This is a genomic window from Leifsonia sp. fls2-241-R2A-40a (assembly GCF_030209575.1).
Lineage (GTDB): Bacteria > Actinomycetota > Actinomycetes > Actinomycetales > Microbacteriaceae > Leifsonia.
Map to the genome: position 1 here is coordinate 2347637 of NZ_JARVRS010000001.1, position 14103 is coordinate 2361739.

At 70.7% G+C, this 14103-nt stretch carries 11 protein-coding genes; 10 read left to right on the forward strand and 1 reads right to left on the reverse strand.

What is annotated here, in order from left to right:
* Positions 1-53 precede the first annotated feature (53 nt).
* From QRN40_RS11665 to QRN40_RS11695, 7 genes are all read left to right on the forward strand, one after another.
* The gene (locus QRN40_RS11665) at positions 54-1352 is read left to right on the forward strand and encodes a cell division protein PerM (RefSeq protein ID WP_285115809.1); all 1299 of its coding nucleotides are present in this window, start codon (positions 54-56) and stop codon (positions 1350-1352) included.
* A 32-nt stretch (positions 1353-1384) separates the two neighbouring features.
* Positions 1385-1978 (forward strand): phosphoribosylglycinamide formyltransferase, encoded by a 594-nt coding sequence (gene purN, locus QRN40_RS11670; RefSeq protein WP_285115810.1) that lies wholly within the window; start codon positions 1385-1387, stop codon positions 1976-1978.
* Entirely contained in the window at positions 1975-3555 is a 1581-nt protein-coding gene (gene purH / locus QRN40_RS11675) for a bifunctional phosphoribosylaminoimidazolecarboxamide formyltransferase/IMP cyclohydrolase (RefSeq protein ID WP_285115811.1), read from the forward strand. Before purN ends, purH begins: the two co-directional genes overlap by 4 nt.
* Before the next feature lie 104 nt (positions 3556-3659).
* A complete protein-coding gene (locus tag QRN40_RS11680; RefSeq protein WP_285115812.1) occupies positions 3660-4715 on the forward strand; it encodes a Glu/Leu/Phe/Val dehydrogenase family protein in 1056 nt (351 codons plus the stop codon).
* 23 nt (positions 4716-4738) lie between these two features.
* A complete protein-coding gene (gene ddaH / locus QRN40_RS11685; RefSeq protein ID WP_285115813.1) occupies positions 4739-5938 on the forward strand; it encodes a dimethylargininase in 1200 nt (399 codons plus the stop codon).
* Between the two features lie 436 nt (positions 5939-6374).
* Positions 6375-8213, forward strand: coding sequence for an ABC transporter ATP-binding protein (locus QRN40_RS11690; RefSeq protein ID WP_285115814.1), 1839 nt, complete (start codon positions 6375-6377; stop codon positions 8211-8213).
* The gene (locus QRN40_RS11695) at positions 8210-10024 is read left to right on the forward strand and encodes an ABC transporter ATP-binding protein (protein WP_285115815.1); all 1815 of its coding nucleotides are present in this window, start codon (positions 8210-8212) and stop codon (positions 10022-10024) included. Before QRN40_RS11690 ends, QRN40_RS11695 begins: the two co-directional genes overlap by 4 nt.
* Before the next feature lie 87 nt (positions 10025-10111).
* On the opposite strand, the gene QRN40_RS11700 is transcribed toward QRN40_RS11695, so the two are convergent.
* Entirely contained in the window at positions 10112-10987 is an 876-nt protein-coding gene (locus QRN40_RS11700; protein ID WP_285115816.1) for a type III PLP-dependent enzyme domain-containing protein, read from the reverse strand.
* 182 nt (positions 10988-11169) lie between these two features.
* On the opposite strand from QRN40_RS11700, the gene QRN40_RS11705 reads away from it, so the two are divergent.
* From QRN40_RS11705 to QRN40_RS11715, 3 genes are read left to right on the forward strand one after another with little or no spacing between them, the layout of a single operon-like run.
* The gene (locus tag QRN40_RS11705; protein ID WP_285115817.1) at positions 11170-11517 is read left to right on the forward strand and encodes a response regulator; all 348 of its coding nucleotides are present in this window, start codon (positions 11170-11172) and stop codon (positions 11515-11517) included.
* A 4-nt stretch (positions 11518-11521) separates the two neighbouring features.
* Positions 11522-12205, forward strand: a complete 684-nt coding sequence (locus tag QRN40_RS11710; RefSeq protein ID WP_285115818.1) for a LuxR C-terminal-related transcriptional regulator — start codon at positions 11522-11524, stop codon at positions 12203-12205.
* 34 nt (positions 12206-12239) lie between these two features.
* Complete coding sequence (locus QRN40_RS11715) at positions 12240-14054, forward strand: histidine kinase (protein WP_285115819.1); 1815 nt, start codon at positions 12240-12242, stop codon at positions 14052-14054.
* The last annotated feature ends 49 nt before the right edge of the window (positions 14055-14103 follow it).

Below are 14103 nucleotides of genomic sequence, written 5' to 3' on the forward strand. Positions count from 1 at the left end.
CCCGAAGTGTCGTCGGCCCGGGCCGGTCCGGCGCCGGTAGGCTCCGTTCGGTCATGAGTCGCACAACCGTCGCCCTGCTCGCCGCGCTGGAGGCGCTCATCATCGCCGCGATCGGCCTCGGCATCTGCCTGGTCCCGATCACGATCCTCTGGGCGGCGCAGTACCAGCTCGGCGCCGACTTCGCGGTGGTGTGGCGGTCCGCGGCGGACATCTGGCTCGTGGGTCACGGCGTCAACCTCACGGTGAGCCTCGACCCGCAGACGGTGGGCCGGCTGGGGCTGCCGGGCGCGGCGGTGCCGTTCCAGGTGACGATCGCCCTGCTCGGTTTCGCCGCCCTGACCGCTGGCCTCGGAGTCCGCACCGGGATGCGTGCGGCCGAGACGGATCAGCGCTGGGTGGGTGCGTCGAGCGCGCTCGCCGCCTTCGCGGCGATCTCGGCGCTGGTGGTGCTGTCGGCCGGCTCCGCGGTGGTGCAGCCGTCGGTGTGGCAGGGCATCCTCCTCCCGCCGTTCGTGTACGCGATCGGCATCGCCGCCGGGTTCGGCTTCGATGCGCTGCGTGGCGGGGCGCCGGACGAGGGGATGCGCGGCTCGCGTCCGGTGGACGGGATCGCCTCGGAGCGGCCGGATTCCGCCCCGGGGACGAGTGCGGCGCCGATCTCCCTGACCGCCCTGCGGAGCCGGGCGGTCGACCTGCCGGAGAGCCTCCGGGTCGGCGCGATGGCGGCCGTCCGCGCGGGCACCGCGGCGACGGCCATGGTCATCGGGATCGCGGCTCTCCTTCTCGCCCTGCTGATCTTCGGCGGCTACGGCACCATCATCAGCCTGTACGAGCAGTTGCAGACCGGTGTCGCCGGTGGAGCGGCGCTGACCATCGGGCAGCTGGCGCTCCTCCCGAACCTGGTGATCTGGATGGCGTCGTGGCTGGTCGGCCCCGGGTTCGCCCTCGGAACCGGTTCGTCGGTCAGCCCGCTCGGCACTGCGCTCGGGCCGCTGCCCGGGCTGCCGCTGTTCGGCATCATCCCGTCCGGCAGCGTCCCCTTCGGCCTGATCGGTGTCCTGGTGCCCGTGCTCGCGGGCTTCGTGGCGGGCGTGCTGCTGCGCGGCCGCCGGGGTGCGGGTGGCTCGACTCTCGCGGACGGGGTCCGCTCTCTGCTGCTCACCGCAGCGGGGATCGGAGTGGTCGCGGGCATCGAGCTCGGACTGCTGGCCTGGTGGTCCTCCGGGTCCCTCGGCCCGGGACGACTGCACGACGTCGGACCGAACGCCTGGCTGGTCGGCGCGCTCGCGGCGGCCGAGGTCGCCGTCGCTGCGGCGATCGGACTGGCCGCGGGGAGCCGATCCCGGCGGTGAGGCGGCCGGTCGGACGCCGGTAGGCTGGTGGCGTGCTCTCGATTGTGGTGCTGATCTCCGGTGGCGGCTCGAACCTGCGTGCACTGCTGGAGGCGTCGGAGGATGCCGAGTTCCCGGCCCGTGTCGTCGCAGTGGGTGCCGACCGCGAGGCCGACGGCCTCGAGCACGCCGAGCGGTTCGGCATCCCGACTTTCACGGTCCCGTACACGTCGTACCCGAGCCGTGAGGAGTGGGGCGACGCGCTGCTGGAGCAGATCCGGCAGTGGGAGCCAGACCTCACCATCCTGTCCGGCTTCATGCGCCTCGTGCCGCCGCGGGTCGTGGATGCGCTCTCGCCCGACCTGATCAACACCCACCCCGCCTACCTGCCCGAGTTCCCCGGTGCCCATGCCGTTCGGGATGCGCTGGCCGCGGGAGTGACCCAGACCGGCGCCAGCCTGATCGTCGTCGACAACGGCGTGGATGCCGGCCCGATCATCAGCCAGGAACGCGTCGAGGTGCTGCCCGGCGACACCGAGGCCAGCCTGCACGAACGCATCAAACCCGTGGAGCGACGGCTGCTCATCGACGCCGTGCTCGACATCGCCAACGGACACATCGACCTCGAGGAGCTTGCCCGAGCATGAGCGGACCCCGCCACGACCCCAGCCTGTACCGCGAGCGGGACCTCGTCCCGATCCGCCGAGCGCTGATCTCGGTCAGCGACAAGAGCGGACTCCTCGACCTGGCGAAAGCCCTGGCCGACGCCGGCGTGGAGATCGTCTCGACCGGCTCGACGGCCCAGACCATCCGCGACGCGGGCCACGCGGTCACGGACGTCGCCAGCGTCACCGGCTTCCCCGAGTCGCTCGACGGCCGCGTCAAGACGCTGCATCCGGCCATCCACTCCGGGCTGCTCGCCGACCTGCGGCTGGCCTCGCACGAGGAGCAGCTGAAGGATCTCGGCATCGAGCCGTTCGAGCTCGTCGTCGTCAACCTGTACCCGTTCGTCGAGACGGTGGCCTCCGGCGCCGTCGGCGACGATGTCGTGGAGCAGATCGACATCGGCGGACCGGCGATGGTGCGCGCGTCCGCGAAGAACCACGCCAACGTCGCCATCGTGGTGTCGCCGGCGGACTACGCCGACGTGGTCGAGGCGGTCGCCGCGGGAGGCACGACCTTCGATCAGCGCCGTGCGCTCGCCGCCAAGGCGTTCGCGCACACCGCCTCGTACGACGGCGCGGTGGCGGCCTGGTTCGCGGGCGAGGCGCCCTCGACCGACGACTTCCCCGAGCGCTGGGAGGCCCGCGCCGAGCTCAAGCAGACGCTGCGCTACGGCGAGAACTCCCACCAGGCGGCGGCGCTCTACGCCGACCCGGCGGGACGCGGCATCGCGCAGGCGACGCAGCTCGGCGGCAAGGAGATGTCGTACAACAACTACGTGGATGCGGACGCCGCTCTGCGCAGTGCCTACGACTTCGACCGTCCCGCCGTCGCGATCATCAAGCACGCCAACCCCTGCGGGATCGCGGTCGCCGACGACATCGCCGAGGCGCACCGCAAGGCGCACGAGTGCGATCCCGTCTCGGCCTACGGCGGTGTGATCGCGGCCAACCGCACGGTCACCCTGGCCATGGCCGAGACGGTGAAGGGCATCTTCACCGAGGTGCTCATCGCGCCGGCCTTCGAGCCGGAGGCGCTCGAGCTGCTGCAGACCAAGAAGAACCTGCGGATCCTGCAGCTGCCCGCCGACTACGCCCGCGCGCTCACCGAGTTCCGGCAGATCTCGGGCGGCGTGCTGGTGCAGGACACCGACCGCTTCACCGAGTTCACCAGCGACGGCTGGACCCTCGTCGCGGGCGAGGAGGCGGACGCCGCCACCCGCGCCGACCTCGAGTTCGCCTGGAAGGCCTGCCGCGCGGTCAAGTCGAACGCCATTCTCCTCGCCCACGACGGCGCCTCGGTCGGCGTGGGCATGGGACAGGTCAACCGCGTCGACTCGTGCCACCTCGCGGTCACGCGCGCGGGGGACCGTGCGCGCGGCTCGGTCGCAGCCTCCGATGCGTTCTTCCCGTTCGCCGACGGCGCGCAGATCCTGATCGACGCGGGCGTGCGCGCCATCGTCCAGCCGGGCGGCAGCATCCGCGACGAGGAGGTCGTCGAGGCGGCGAAGGCGGCCGGCGTGACGATGTACTTCACCGGGGAACGGCACTTCTTCCACTGAGGGTGGTCCACTGACATTGCGGGGTCTCCCGGCGCAGGGGAGTATGGACGGCGGTCCACAAGACCGCTGAACACTTTTCACCGCGATCCCACGAGGAGACACCGATGTCCGTCCTGCCCACAGACCTGCCGCACGAAACACTGCACGTCGTGAAGGGGAGGCGGAGCGGGCTCACCATCAGCATCGCGGTCCACTCCACCGTCCTCGGCCCCGCCCTCGGCGGCTGCCGCGTCTGGACTTACGACTCCTGGCAGGAGGCGGTGGCAGACTCGTTGCGCCTCGCCGAGGGGATGACCCTCAAGAACTCCGCCGCCGGACTCAACCGCGGCGGCGGCAAGGCCGTGGTGTACCTCCCGCGCGGAACGGTGCTCTCGCCGACCGAGCGCTTCGAAGCGATGCTCGACCTGGGCGACGCGGTCGAGACGCTCGGCGGCAGCTACATGACCGCAGAGGATGTGGGCACGAGCGCCGAGGACATGTCCGTCGTCGCCACCCGCACCTCGCACGTGTGCGGCCTCCCGCCGTCGGAGGGCGGTGTGGGCGAGCCGAGCGACGCCACAGCAGCCGGTGTCTACGCGGGCCTGCAGTCCACCCTGGAGCGCGTCTTCGGATCGCGCTCGGTCGAGGGCCGTCGGGTGACCGTCCTCGGGCTCGGGCACGTGGGCTCGCTCATCGCGATGCGCCTGGCGAGCGAGGGCGCCGTGCTGACCGCGACCGACGTCAATCCCGCGAAGCGCGCGCTGGCGGATGCGCTGGGCGCCACCTGGGTGGAGCCGGACGAGGCGCACCGCGTCGAAGGCGACCTCTTCGTGCCCGCCGGTGTCGGCGGGGCGCTGACCGACAGTGTCATCGACGAGCTGCGCGTCGCCGCGGTCGTCGGCCCGGCCAACAACCAGCTGGCCGCGCGCGACGGCGCCGAGCGGCTCGCGGCTCGCGGCATCCTCTGGGCGCCCGACTTCGTCGTCAACGCGGGCGGCGTCATCTTCCTCTCGATGGCCGGCGAGCCGGGCGTCACCGCGGAGGCGACGCAGGAGCGGGTGGAGCGCATCGGCGATTCGGTCGCCGAGATCTTCCGGGTGGCGGAGGAGCGCGGGGTCACCACGCTGCAGGCCGCCGAGGAGCTCGCGCTCGAGCGACTGCGGGAGCCAGCAAACGCATAGCGCTGCTCCGATAGGTTGATCCCATGACGTCTTCCTGGGGCCGCCGGCTCGCCGCATCCATCTCCGCCGCTGTCGCTGTCGCAGCGATCGCGTTCGTCGCCTCGACGGTCGTGATCCTGGTCGCCAGCCAGCTCAACTCGGCGGCGCTCGCCACAACGACGCCGTACGTCGGATGGAACGCGCTGGTCGCCCTGGTGTTGGGCTTCGCAGCAGCGTTGCTCGGCGCCTTCGACCGGCGGTGGATCGCCGTGGTGTCGGGCATCGTGATCGCTCTGGTGAGCACGGTGCTCGGCACGCTGATCCTCTTCACGGTGCTGAAGGTGACGCTGTCGGGTGATGCGTGGGGCCAGCTGTTCGGCTCGTTCATCGGGATCAACCTGCCGTTCTGGCTGTCGGTCGCGATCGCGTTCCCGACGGCGGGCTACGCCGTGTACCGCGCGGTGGACAACGGGGAGCGCACCGAGCGCCGTGTCGCGCTGGTGCGCATCCCGGCCGCGAATGTCGCCGAGGGCCTCATCACGCACATCGATCCGCAGCCGGTCGACACGGAGCTCGCTGACAAGCAGTGGGACGCCTACGTCGCCGCCCTCTCCGAGGCCGGCTGGCAGACCGTCGAGGTCGCGAGCGCCGACCGCATGGCAGACTCCGTCTTCGTCGAGGACACCGCCGTGGTCTTCGGCGACACCGCCGTCATCACGCTCCCCGGCGCCGAGTCGCGTCGTGGCGAGACGGAGGGCACCGAGGCCGCGCTGCGCGCGCAGGGCCTGCGCCTGGAGCGCATCGAGGCTCCGGGAACGCTCGAGGGCGGCGACGTGCTGAAGGTCGGGTCCACGGTCTACGTCGGCCGCGGCGGACGCACCAACGCCGAGGGCATCCGCCAGCTGCGCGCGATCGTCGCGCCGCTCGGGTACACCGTCGTCGCGGTGCCCGTCACCAAGGCCCTGCACCTGAAGACCGCCGTGACCGCCCTGCCCGACGGCACGGTCATCGGCTACGAGCCCATCGTCGACGACACCCGCGTGTTCGAGCGCTTCCTGCCGGTGCCCGAGGCCCACGGGACCGCGGTCGTGGTCCTCGCCGACGACACCGTGCTGATGTCGTCGTCCGCCCCCCAGTCGGTCGCGCTCGTCGAAGACCTCGGCTACACCGTCGTCCAGGTCGACATCTCCGAGTTCGAGAAGCTCGAAGGATGCGTCACCTGTCTTTCGATCCGGATCCGCTGACCGCATCCAGTTGACACGACATGCCGCCCGGGACCGCTCCCGGGCGGCATGTTGCGTCAACCAGGCGGTGGTGTTCGTGGATACCACCAGAAATGTCTTGCGGATTTCTGCAAGCTGGCAATATCCTGTAGGGCTGCCTTGTTGCAGCACAACGGATGCATTCATCGAGGCTGGGAGGAAGCCATGACGACGATCGAGACCGCACGAAAGCTCACCGTGCCCGGGTTCGTCGCCGCCCTCGTGGCCGACGCCCGACCGTCCGGGCGGTAGCTCCCGTCCCACGCTGCGCGCCTTTCGCGCGCAACAGGGTGCGCGCCGGCGGGCGCGCACGCGCATCCCACACCAGACCTGCCGACGCAGGCAGGACTTCGGCGACTCCTTCGCGTGCTCGCCGCCGACCCACGATGTCGGACCACTCACAGAAAACGGAACACCCATGTCTGTCGCTCAGACGCAGTCCACGAACACCGATTCGACGAAGCGGTCGAGCACCGCGCGCACGCTGCTGCGCATCCTGCCGTTCGCCAAGTCCGCCGCGCCGCGCATCATCCTCGGCATGGTCGCCGCGCTGCTCGCCAGCCTGGTCGCGCTGACCATCCCGCAGGTGCTCCGCTGGCTGGTCGACGGCCCGCTGTCGACGGGCGACCCGTCGGCGGTGTGGCCCGCCGCGCTGCTGGTGGTCGGGCTCGGTGCCGCCGAGGCCGTATTCATCTCGCTCCGGCGCTGGTTCGTGCTCACCCCGGGCACCCACGTCGAGGCGCGGATGCGCAACGCGCTCTACGCCCAGCTGCAGGATCTTCCGGTCGCCTTCCACGACCGCTGGCCGAGCGGCCAGCTGCTCTCGCGTGCCGTCAGCGACCTCAGCATGATCCGCCGGTGGCTGTCGTTCGGCATCGTGCTGCTCGTGGTCAACGTGGTCACGATCGTGGTCGGGTTCGCCATCCTGATCGGGTGGAACTGGATCCTCGGGCTCATTTTCCTGGTGTGCTCGATCCCGCTCTGGATCTACGGCTTCGTGTTCGAGAACAAGTACTCGGTCATCGCGCGCCGCAGTCAGGACCAGGCCGGCGACCTCGCCACGGCGGTCGAGGAGTCGGTGCACGGCATCCGCGTCCTGAAGGCGTTCGGCCGCGGCAAGCACGCGCTGAAGAGCTTCGAGTCGCAGGCCGAGCAGCTGCGCGGCACCGAGATCGAGAAGGCCAAGGCGATCGCGGGCATCTGGCTGTGGCTGCTGATGGTCCCGGACATCGCGTTCGGCATCAGCCTGGTCGTCGGCGTGTGGCTGGCGTCGCAGGGGCAGCTGTCGGTGGGCGAGCTGGTGGCGTTCTTCGCCACCGCCACGGTGCTCCGGTTCCCGATCGAGTCGATCGGATTCCTGCTGTCGATGACCTTCGACACGCGGACCGCCGCCGACCGGTTCTTCGAGGTGCTGGATGAGGTCAACACGATCACCGACCCCGCCGAGCCGAAGAAGATCACCGACCCGCGCGGAGAGCTGGTCTTCGATGACGTGCACTTCCGGTACCAGGATTCGCCCGAGCGCTTCCCGGACCTGCTCGACGGCATCCAGCTGACGGTCCGGCCGGGCGAGACGATGGCGCTGGTGGGTCTCACCGGATCCGGCAAGTCGACGCTCACCGCCCTGACCACGCGTCTGTACGACGTGACCGGGGGAGCGGTCCGGGTCGACGGCGTCGACGTGCGCGACCTGACCCGCTACGACCTCCGCAAGGCGCTCGCCATGGCGTTCGAGGACGCGACGCTGTTCTCGGCGTCCGTGCGCGACAACGTCCTGCTGGGCCGGGACGAGCTCGACCCGAACTCTGCCGAAGCGGAGCGCGTCCTGACCGAGGCGCTCGAGATCGCGCAGGCGGGCTTCGTCTACGACCTCCCCGAGGGCGTGGAGACGAAGGTCGGCGAGGAGGGCCTCAGCCTCTCGGGCGGACAGCGCCAGCGTCTGGCGCTGGCGCGAGCGGTCGCGGCGAACCCCAGCGTGCTGGTGCTCGACGACCCGCTGTCCGCTCTGGACGTCGACACGGAGGCACTCGTCGAGGCTGCGCTGCGGCGGGTCCTCGCGGCGACCACCGCGCTCATCGTCGCGCACCGCCCCTCCACGGTCATGCTGGCCGACCGGGTGGCGCTGCTCGAAGACGGGCGCATCACGGCGGTCGGCACCCACCATGAACTGCTCGCCACCAGCGAGCACTACCGATTCGTCATCTCCAGCCTGGAGGACGAAGAGAACGACGAGATCCTCGAGGAGGTGAACCTGTGAGCACGACGACGGTGCTGGGCGTCGAAGGCGAAGAGCGCAACGACCTCAGCAAGGAGGAGAGCCGGCAGGTCCGGCGCCGCTCGCTGCGCCTGCTCGGTTCGCTGATGCACCCGCTGCGGATGCGGCTGGTGCTCACGGCCGTGGTGGTCGTGGTGAGCACCGCCGCGCAGGTGGCGGGGCCGGCGATCATCGCATTCGGCATCGACAACGGACTGCCCGCCCTGATGAAGCAGGACTGGTTCCCGCTGGCCGCCGCCGGCATCGCGTACCTGTTCACCGGCATCATCGGCGCCGTGCTGATCGCGTGGTATACGGTGCTGAGCGCGCGGATCAGCCAGGCCATCCTGATCGACCTGCGCAAGCGGGTGTTCCTGCACACGCAGAAGCTGTCGCTGGAGTTCCACGAGTCGTACACGTCGGGCCGCATCATCTCGCGCCAGACCAGCGACCTCGATTCCATCCGGGAGCTGCTCGACTCGGGCATCAACCAGCTGGTGCAGGGCTTCCTGTACATGCTGTTCATCGCGATCGCCCTGTTCTCGATCGACTGGATCAGCGGTGTCGTGCTGCTCGCCTCGCTCGTGCCGCTGTACCTGCTGACCCGCTGGTTCCAGAAGCGCTCGCAGGTGCTGTTCCGCATCTCGCGGGTGGCGTCGGCGAAGCTGATCGTGCACTTCGTGGAGACCATGACCGGCATCCGCGCGGTCAAGGCGTTCCGCAAGGAGAAGCGCAACGAGAAGGAGTTCGGCGGACTGGTCGAGGAGTACCGGGATGTGAACGCCCGCGTCATCCAGCTGTTCGGGATCTTCGACCCGGGACTCGTGATGATCGGCAACGTGACGGTCGGCGTCGTGCTGCTCGTGGGCGGCTTCCGCGTCGCCGACGGCCAGCTCGCGATCGGCGTGCTGCTCGCGGTGCTGCTGTACACGCGCCGGTTCTTCGACCCGATGGAGGAGATGGCGATGTTCTACAACTCCTACCAGTCGGCCGCCGCGGCTCTGGAGAAGATCTCCGGCGTCCTGGAGGAGGAGCCGAGCGTGCCGGATCCCGTCACGCCCGTCGACCTGTGGTCGGCGAAGGGACACGTGCGGTTCGACGACGTCACCTTCGCCTACAAGAAGGACCGCGTCATCCTGCCCGAGTTCACGCTCGATCTGCCGGCCGGGCAGACGGTCGCGCTCGTCGGCTCCACCGGAGCGGGCAAGTCGACGCTGGCGAAGCTCATCTCGCGGTTCTACGACCCGACCGACGGCTCCGTCCAGCTCGACGGGGTGGACCTGCGCGACCTGCACCCGAAGGATCTCCGCCGCGCCATCGTCATGGTGACGCAGGAGGCCTACCTGTTCAGCGGGTCGGTGGCCGACAACATCGCGCTCGGCAAGCCGGACGCGACGCGCGAGGAGATCGTGCGGGCGGCGGAGGCCGTTGGCGCGCACGAGTTCATCCAGGGTCTGCCCAACGGGTACGACACCGACGTGAACAAGCGCGGCGGTCGCGTGTCCGCGGGTCAGCGCCAGCTGATCTCGTTCGCGCGCGCGTTCCTCGCCGACCCGGCGGTGCTCATCCTGGACGAGGCCACCAGTTCGCTCGACATCCCGAGCGAGCGACTGGTCCAGGAGGCGCTGCAGACGCTGCTGGCCGACCGGACGGCCGTGATCATCGCGCACCGTCTATCGACGGTCGCGATCGCGGACCGGGTCCTGGTGATGGAGCACGGACGCGTCGTCGAGGACGGCACGCCGGACGACCTGATCGCCGGTACGGGCCGCTTCGCGCAGCTCCACGCCGCCTGGCGCGACTCGCTCGTGTAGCGGGGAGGCCGACGGCCTTCCGACGGGGACCACGGGGAAGCCCTCCCGTGGTCCCCGTCGCCTGTCTCCGGGCGGCGAGGGGTCGAGTCAGCCGACCGGGGACCAGGTGATGCGCGCCCGCGAGGGGCGCGGGGCGCCGCGCAGGACCGGGCGCGTGCGCGCGGATCGGGTACGGGCCGAGAGCCCGTCGCGGAGGACGACGACCTCGGCGCCGGCGTCGATGCATGCGCTCGCGGAGAGCGCATCGATCGAACGCTCGCTCAGGCCGAAGACGATCGTGATGCAGTCGGCGACGAGCCGCTGCCCTGCCGTGGCGACCACGTCGAACGGCCGGCCCGTCTCCGCGGCGATCGCACCGGCGGTGCGGACCGCCTGCTGCAGCACGGTGCCCGGGGCGCCCGGCTCATCCAGGCGGACGAGGAGTCCCGCTGCCCGGATCCCCAGCGCGTCGGCGCGACGCGCGGCGGCCGGGGCCGACTCGGCCGGCATCGCGAGGAGCACGGAGGTTCCCGTTGGTGCTGCGGCGAAGGGGTCCAGTTCGTGCAGGTCCTCCACCACGAACCGGCGTATCCCGGCATCCCACGCCTCACGCCGGTCGTGCCACGGCGCTCCGGGCACGGCGTAGAGCATCCGTTCGGGATCGGCACCTGCTCGGCGCAGGGCTGTCAGTGCGGCCGGGTGCGAGACGGTGAACCCCGCACCGTCGGCCGCCAACGCGCGGATGAGCTCGGGATGCGCGAGCGCGCTCACGTCGAAGTGCGGGTCGGCCCACGGCACGGCCTCGCGAAGCTCCCGGAACCGGTGCGCTGCGCGTACGAGGTCGATCACCACGACGGGCTGGTCGGGGAGCCCGTCGCCGGTGAGGGAGCGGGAGGAGGGGCCGTCCACCGTGACCGCCCCGGCGGCCGCGGTCGTAACCGCTGCGCCTCCGGTCGGGTCGGCGGTTCGGGTCACGGTGGACATCGCCATCTCCTCGGGTGGACCATCGGCTCGCTCTCGCGGGCGGGCCACTTCGCCGTTCGGGTCGGCGAGGTTGTCTCATATCGTCGTCCCGGCCGTGATGACCCGCATCAGGGGGGTCACCTCATTCCGATTGCGTGGAGGCACGGATGAACACCGGGGACTGTGCGGAGATGATGGACCACATGTCCCTCCGTGTTGTGATCGTCGACGACCACGAACGGTTCCGCGCACAGGCGGCCGAACTGCTGCGCCTGGAGCGCTTCACCGTCGTCGGGGACACGGACACGGCCGCGAGCGGGGTCGAACTCAGCAGGCGGCTCTCGCCCGATATCGTGCTGCTCGACATCGGGCTGCCGGACGCGAGCGGGTTCGACATCGTGTCCGCCATGCGCGCGACGGGCGCGGCGGTCGTGCTCACCTCGAGCCGGTCCGCCAACGACTACGGCAGACGCGTCGCGGACAGCGGTGCGGAGGGATTCATCAACAAAGAAGAGCTGACCGGTGAGGCGATCCGCACCCTGCTAAGGTAAGCGCGTGAGCGGGGGACAGACTGAGGGTTCTCGCGCACTCAGGGTGGCCGTCGCCGACGACGCAGTGCTCCTGCGCGAAGGGATCGGCCAGATCCTGCGTGCGGGCGGCATGGATGTCGTGGCCTCGGTGGACACCGCCGAGGAACTCCTCGGCGCGGTCGAATCCGACGGCGACGTGGATGCGATCGTGCTCGACATCAAGATGCCCCCGACGCACACCGACGAAGGACTGCGGGCGCTGGAGAGGCTGCGCGCCGACGGGTCGCAGGCCGGCATCCTGCTTCTCTCCATGTACACGACCGCTTCGTACGCGATCCGTGCGATGAGCGCGGGGAGCGGGACCGGGTATCTGCTCAAGGACCGCGTGGCCGACGCCGACACGCTCGTCTCCGCCGTACGGACCGTGGCCCGCGGGGGATCGGTGGTCGACCCGGAGGTCGTCCAGCTGCTCGTCTCCGCGCGTTCGTCCGAGGCCGCCGTCGAGGGACTGTCGTCCCGCGAGCGGGACGTGCTGCGCCTGATGGCCGAGGGCCGCTCGAACGTCGGGATCGCGGGCGAGCTGCACCTGAGCCTGCGGACGGTGGAATCGCACATCGGGCACATCATGGCGAAGCTCGGCGTGGAGGACTCCGCAGAGGGACACCGTCGCGTGCTCGCCGTGCTGCGGTTCCTCGGCCGGGACGCCTGAGCGCATGGACGCCGCGCCGCAGAACGTAGCGCGCGTGAACGCTCCGCGCCGGGAGGACGCATACCCGCAGGTCGCGCGGCCCGGATTCGCGCGGCTGGGATTACGCGCGCTCGCCGTGACGGTGACGCTCGCGTCGAACGTGCTGGCCCAGGTCATCAGTGCGATGACCGGCGACTACGGACCGAGGCCGGCCGGAGTCGGCTGGGCGATCGTCTTCGTCGCCGTGGCGGTCGACTACGTCATCTGCGCGGTCATCGCCTGGCGTCTGGTGCGCAGCCCCATCCCGGGCTGGCTGATGGTCGGCGCCGCGCTGTTCTGGTCCGCGGGCGCCTGGTACCCGCTGGTCCGCCAGTGGGGATGGGCGTGGCCGTGGGTGGCCGGGGTCACCGACCTCTGGGCCGTGCTCGTCGGCATCCTCGTGCTGTGCTATCCGTCCGGGCGCCTGGCGGCGCGCTTCGATCGCGCCATCGTGCTCGTGGTGTCGGTGGCGTTCTCGATCCGTCTTGCGGGCATCCTGCTGTTCTCCTCGCCCGACGTCGCCGAGTGCGGCTGCGCGTCGAACCCGTACGCCGTGATGCCCAGCGACACCGCCGACTTCTGGCTGGGGCTGGCGTGGCGTTTCGTCGGGCTGGCGCTGATGCTCACGGTCGCCGCGCGCCTGATCGCGCGGTGGTTCACCAGCTCGCTGCCCGCACGGCGTGTGGCCTTCGTGATGCCGCTCGCCATCCTGCTCTGGTGCTACGGGACGGTGCAGGACTCGCTGAGCTTCGCGCTCGGCTGGGACGGCGGCTGGCTGCAGTTCATCCCGCCCGTCGCCATCGCTCTCATCCCTCCCGCCTGGGTGGGCGGCGTGATGTACGCGCGGGGGCTCCGGTCGCGTGTGGCCGACCTGGTGATCGTCGCCCGCGACAAGGTCGACCGCGGGCTGTGGGAGTCGAGCCTCGCGCGCACACTGCACGACGGATCCCTGCGGGTGTTCTGGTGGGACGAGCCTCTGCAGCGCTACCAGACCAGCGACGGTCAGGCGGTCGCCGACGCGGGCCTCACCCAGCGGCCCGGCCGCTCCACCCTGGCGATCGACTCCGACCAGGGTCCGATCGCCCTGATCGAGCACGACGTCGCGCTGACCCAGGACGACCGGCTGCTGGATGCGGTGTCCTCTGCGCTGCTGCTGTCCGTGGACAACGACCGCCTGCGCGGCCGGCTGGAGCGCACCATCCAGGAACTGCGGGAGTCGCGCCTCCGCATCGTGGAGGAGGGGTACCTGGCCCGCAGGCGCCTGGAACGCGACCTGCACGACGGCAGCCAACAGCAGCTCGTCTCCCTGGCGATCAGCCTGCGCATCGCGATCTCGAAGGCCGAGGCGCGCGGGCAGGAGGAGCTCGCCGGCGACCTTCAGCGGGCGTCCGATCAACTGGCCGACGCGCTCCGCGAACTCCGGGAGCTGGCCCGCGGCATCCACCCCACCGTGCTCAGCGACGGCGACCTCCGCTCGGCGATCGAGGAGCTCGGGCTGCGCAGCCACCTGCCGGTGGAGACCCACGTCGAGCTCACGGAGCGTCTGCCCGAGGTGGTCGAGGAGACCATCTACTACTGCGTGTCCGAGTGCCTCGCCAACACGGCCAAGCACGCCAATGCCCGCAACTGCACGGTGCTGGTGAGCCGCACCGACTCGACGGTCACCGTCGTGGTGAAGGACGATGGCCAGGGCGGCGCGAAGATCGAGCCCGGCGGCGGGCTGGAGGGACTCCGCGACCGCGTGGAGGCGGTGTCCGGCCGCGCCGACGTGCGCTCGGTCGAGGGGCTGGGCACGATCATCGAGCTGACCATCCCGGTTACCTCGGCCTGAGTGGCCCGCGGCGGTCGCGCCGCAGAATTCACCTCCCGTTCAAATGCGG

Coding starts and splice junctions, on each gene's coding strand:
- QRN40_RS11665 (WP_285115809.1), top strand. CDS start 54: ATGAGTCGCACAACCGTCGCCCTGCTCGCCGCGCTGGAGGCGCTCATC.
- QRN40_RS11705 (WP_285115817.1), top strand. CDS start 11,170: ATGTCCCTCCGTGTTGTGATCGTCGACGACCACGAACGGTTCCGCGCA.
- ddaH (WP_285115813.1), top strand. CDS start 4,739: ATGACGTCTTCCTGGGGCCGCCGGCTCGCCGCATCCATCTCCGCCGCT.
- QRN40_RS11690 (WP_285115814.1), top strand. CDS start 6,375: ATGTCTGTCGCTCAGACGCAGTCCACGAACACCGATTCGACGAAGCGG.
- QRN40_RS11680 (WP_285115812.1), top strand. CDS start 3,660: ATGTCCGTCCTGCCCACAGACCTGCCGCACGAAACACTGCACGTCGTG.
- purH (WP_285115811.1), top strand. CDS start 1,975: ATGAGCGGACCCCGCCACGACCCCAGCCTGTACCGCGAGCGGGACCTC.
- QRN40_RS11700 (WP_285115816.1), bottom strand. CDS start 10,987: ATGTCCACCGTGACCCGAACCGCCGACCCGACCGGAGGCGCAGCGGTT.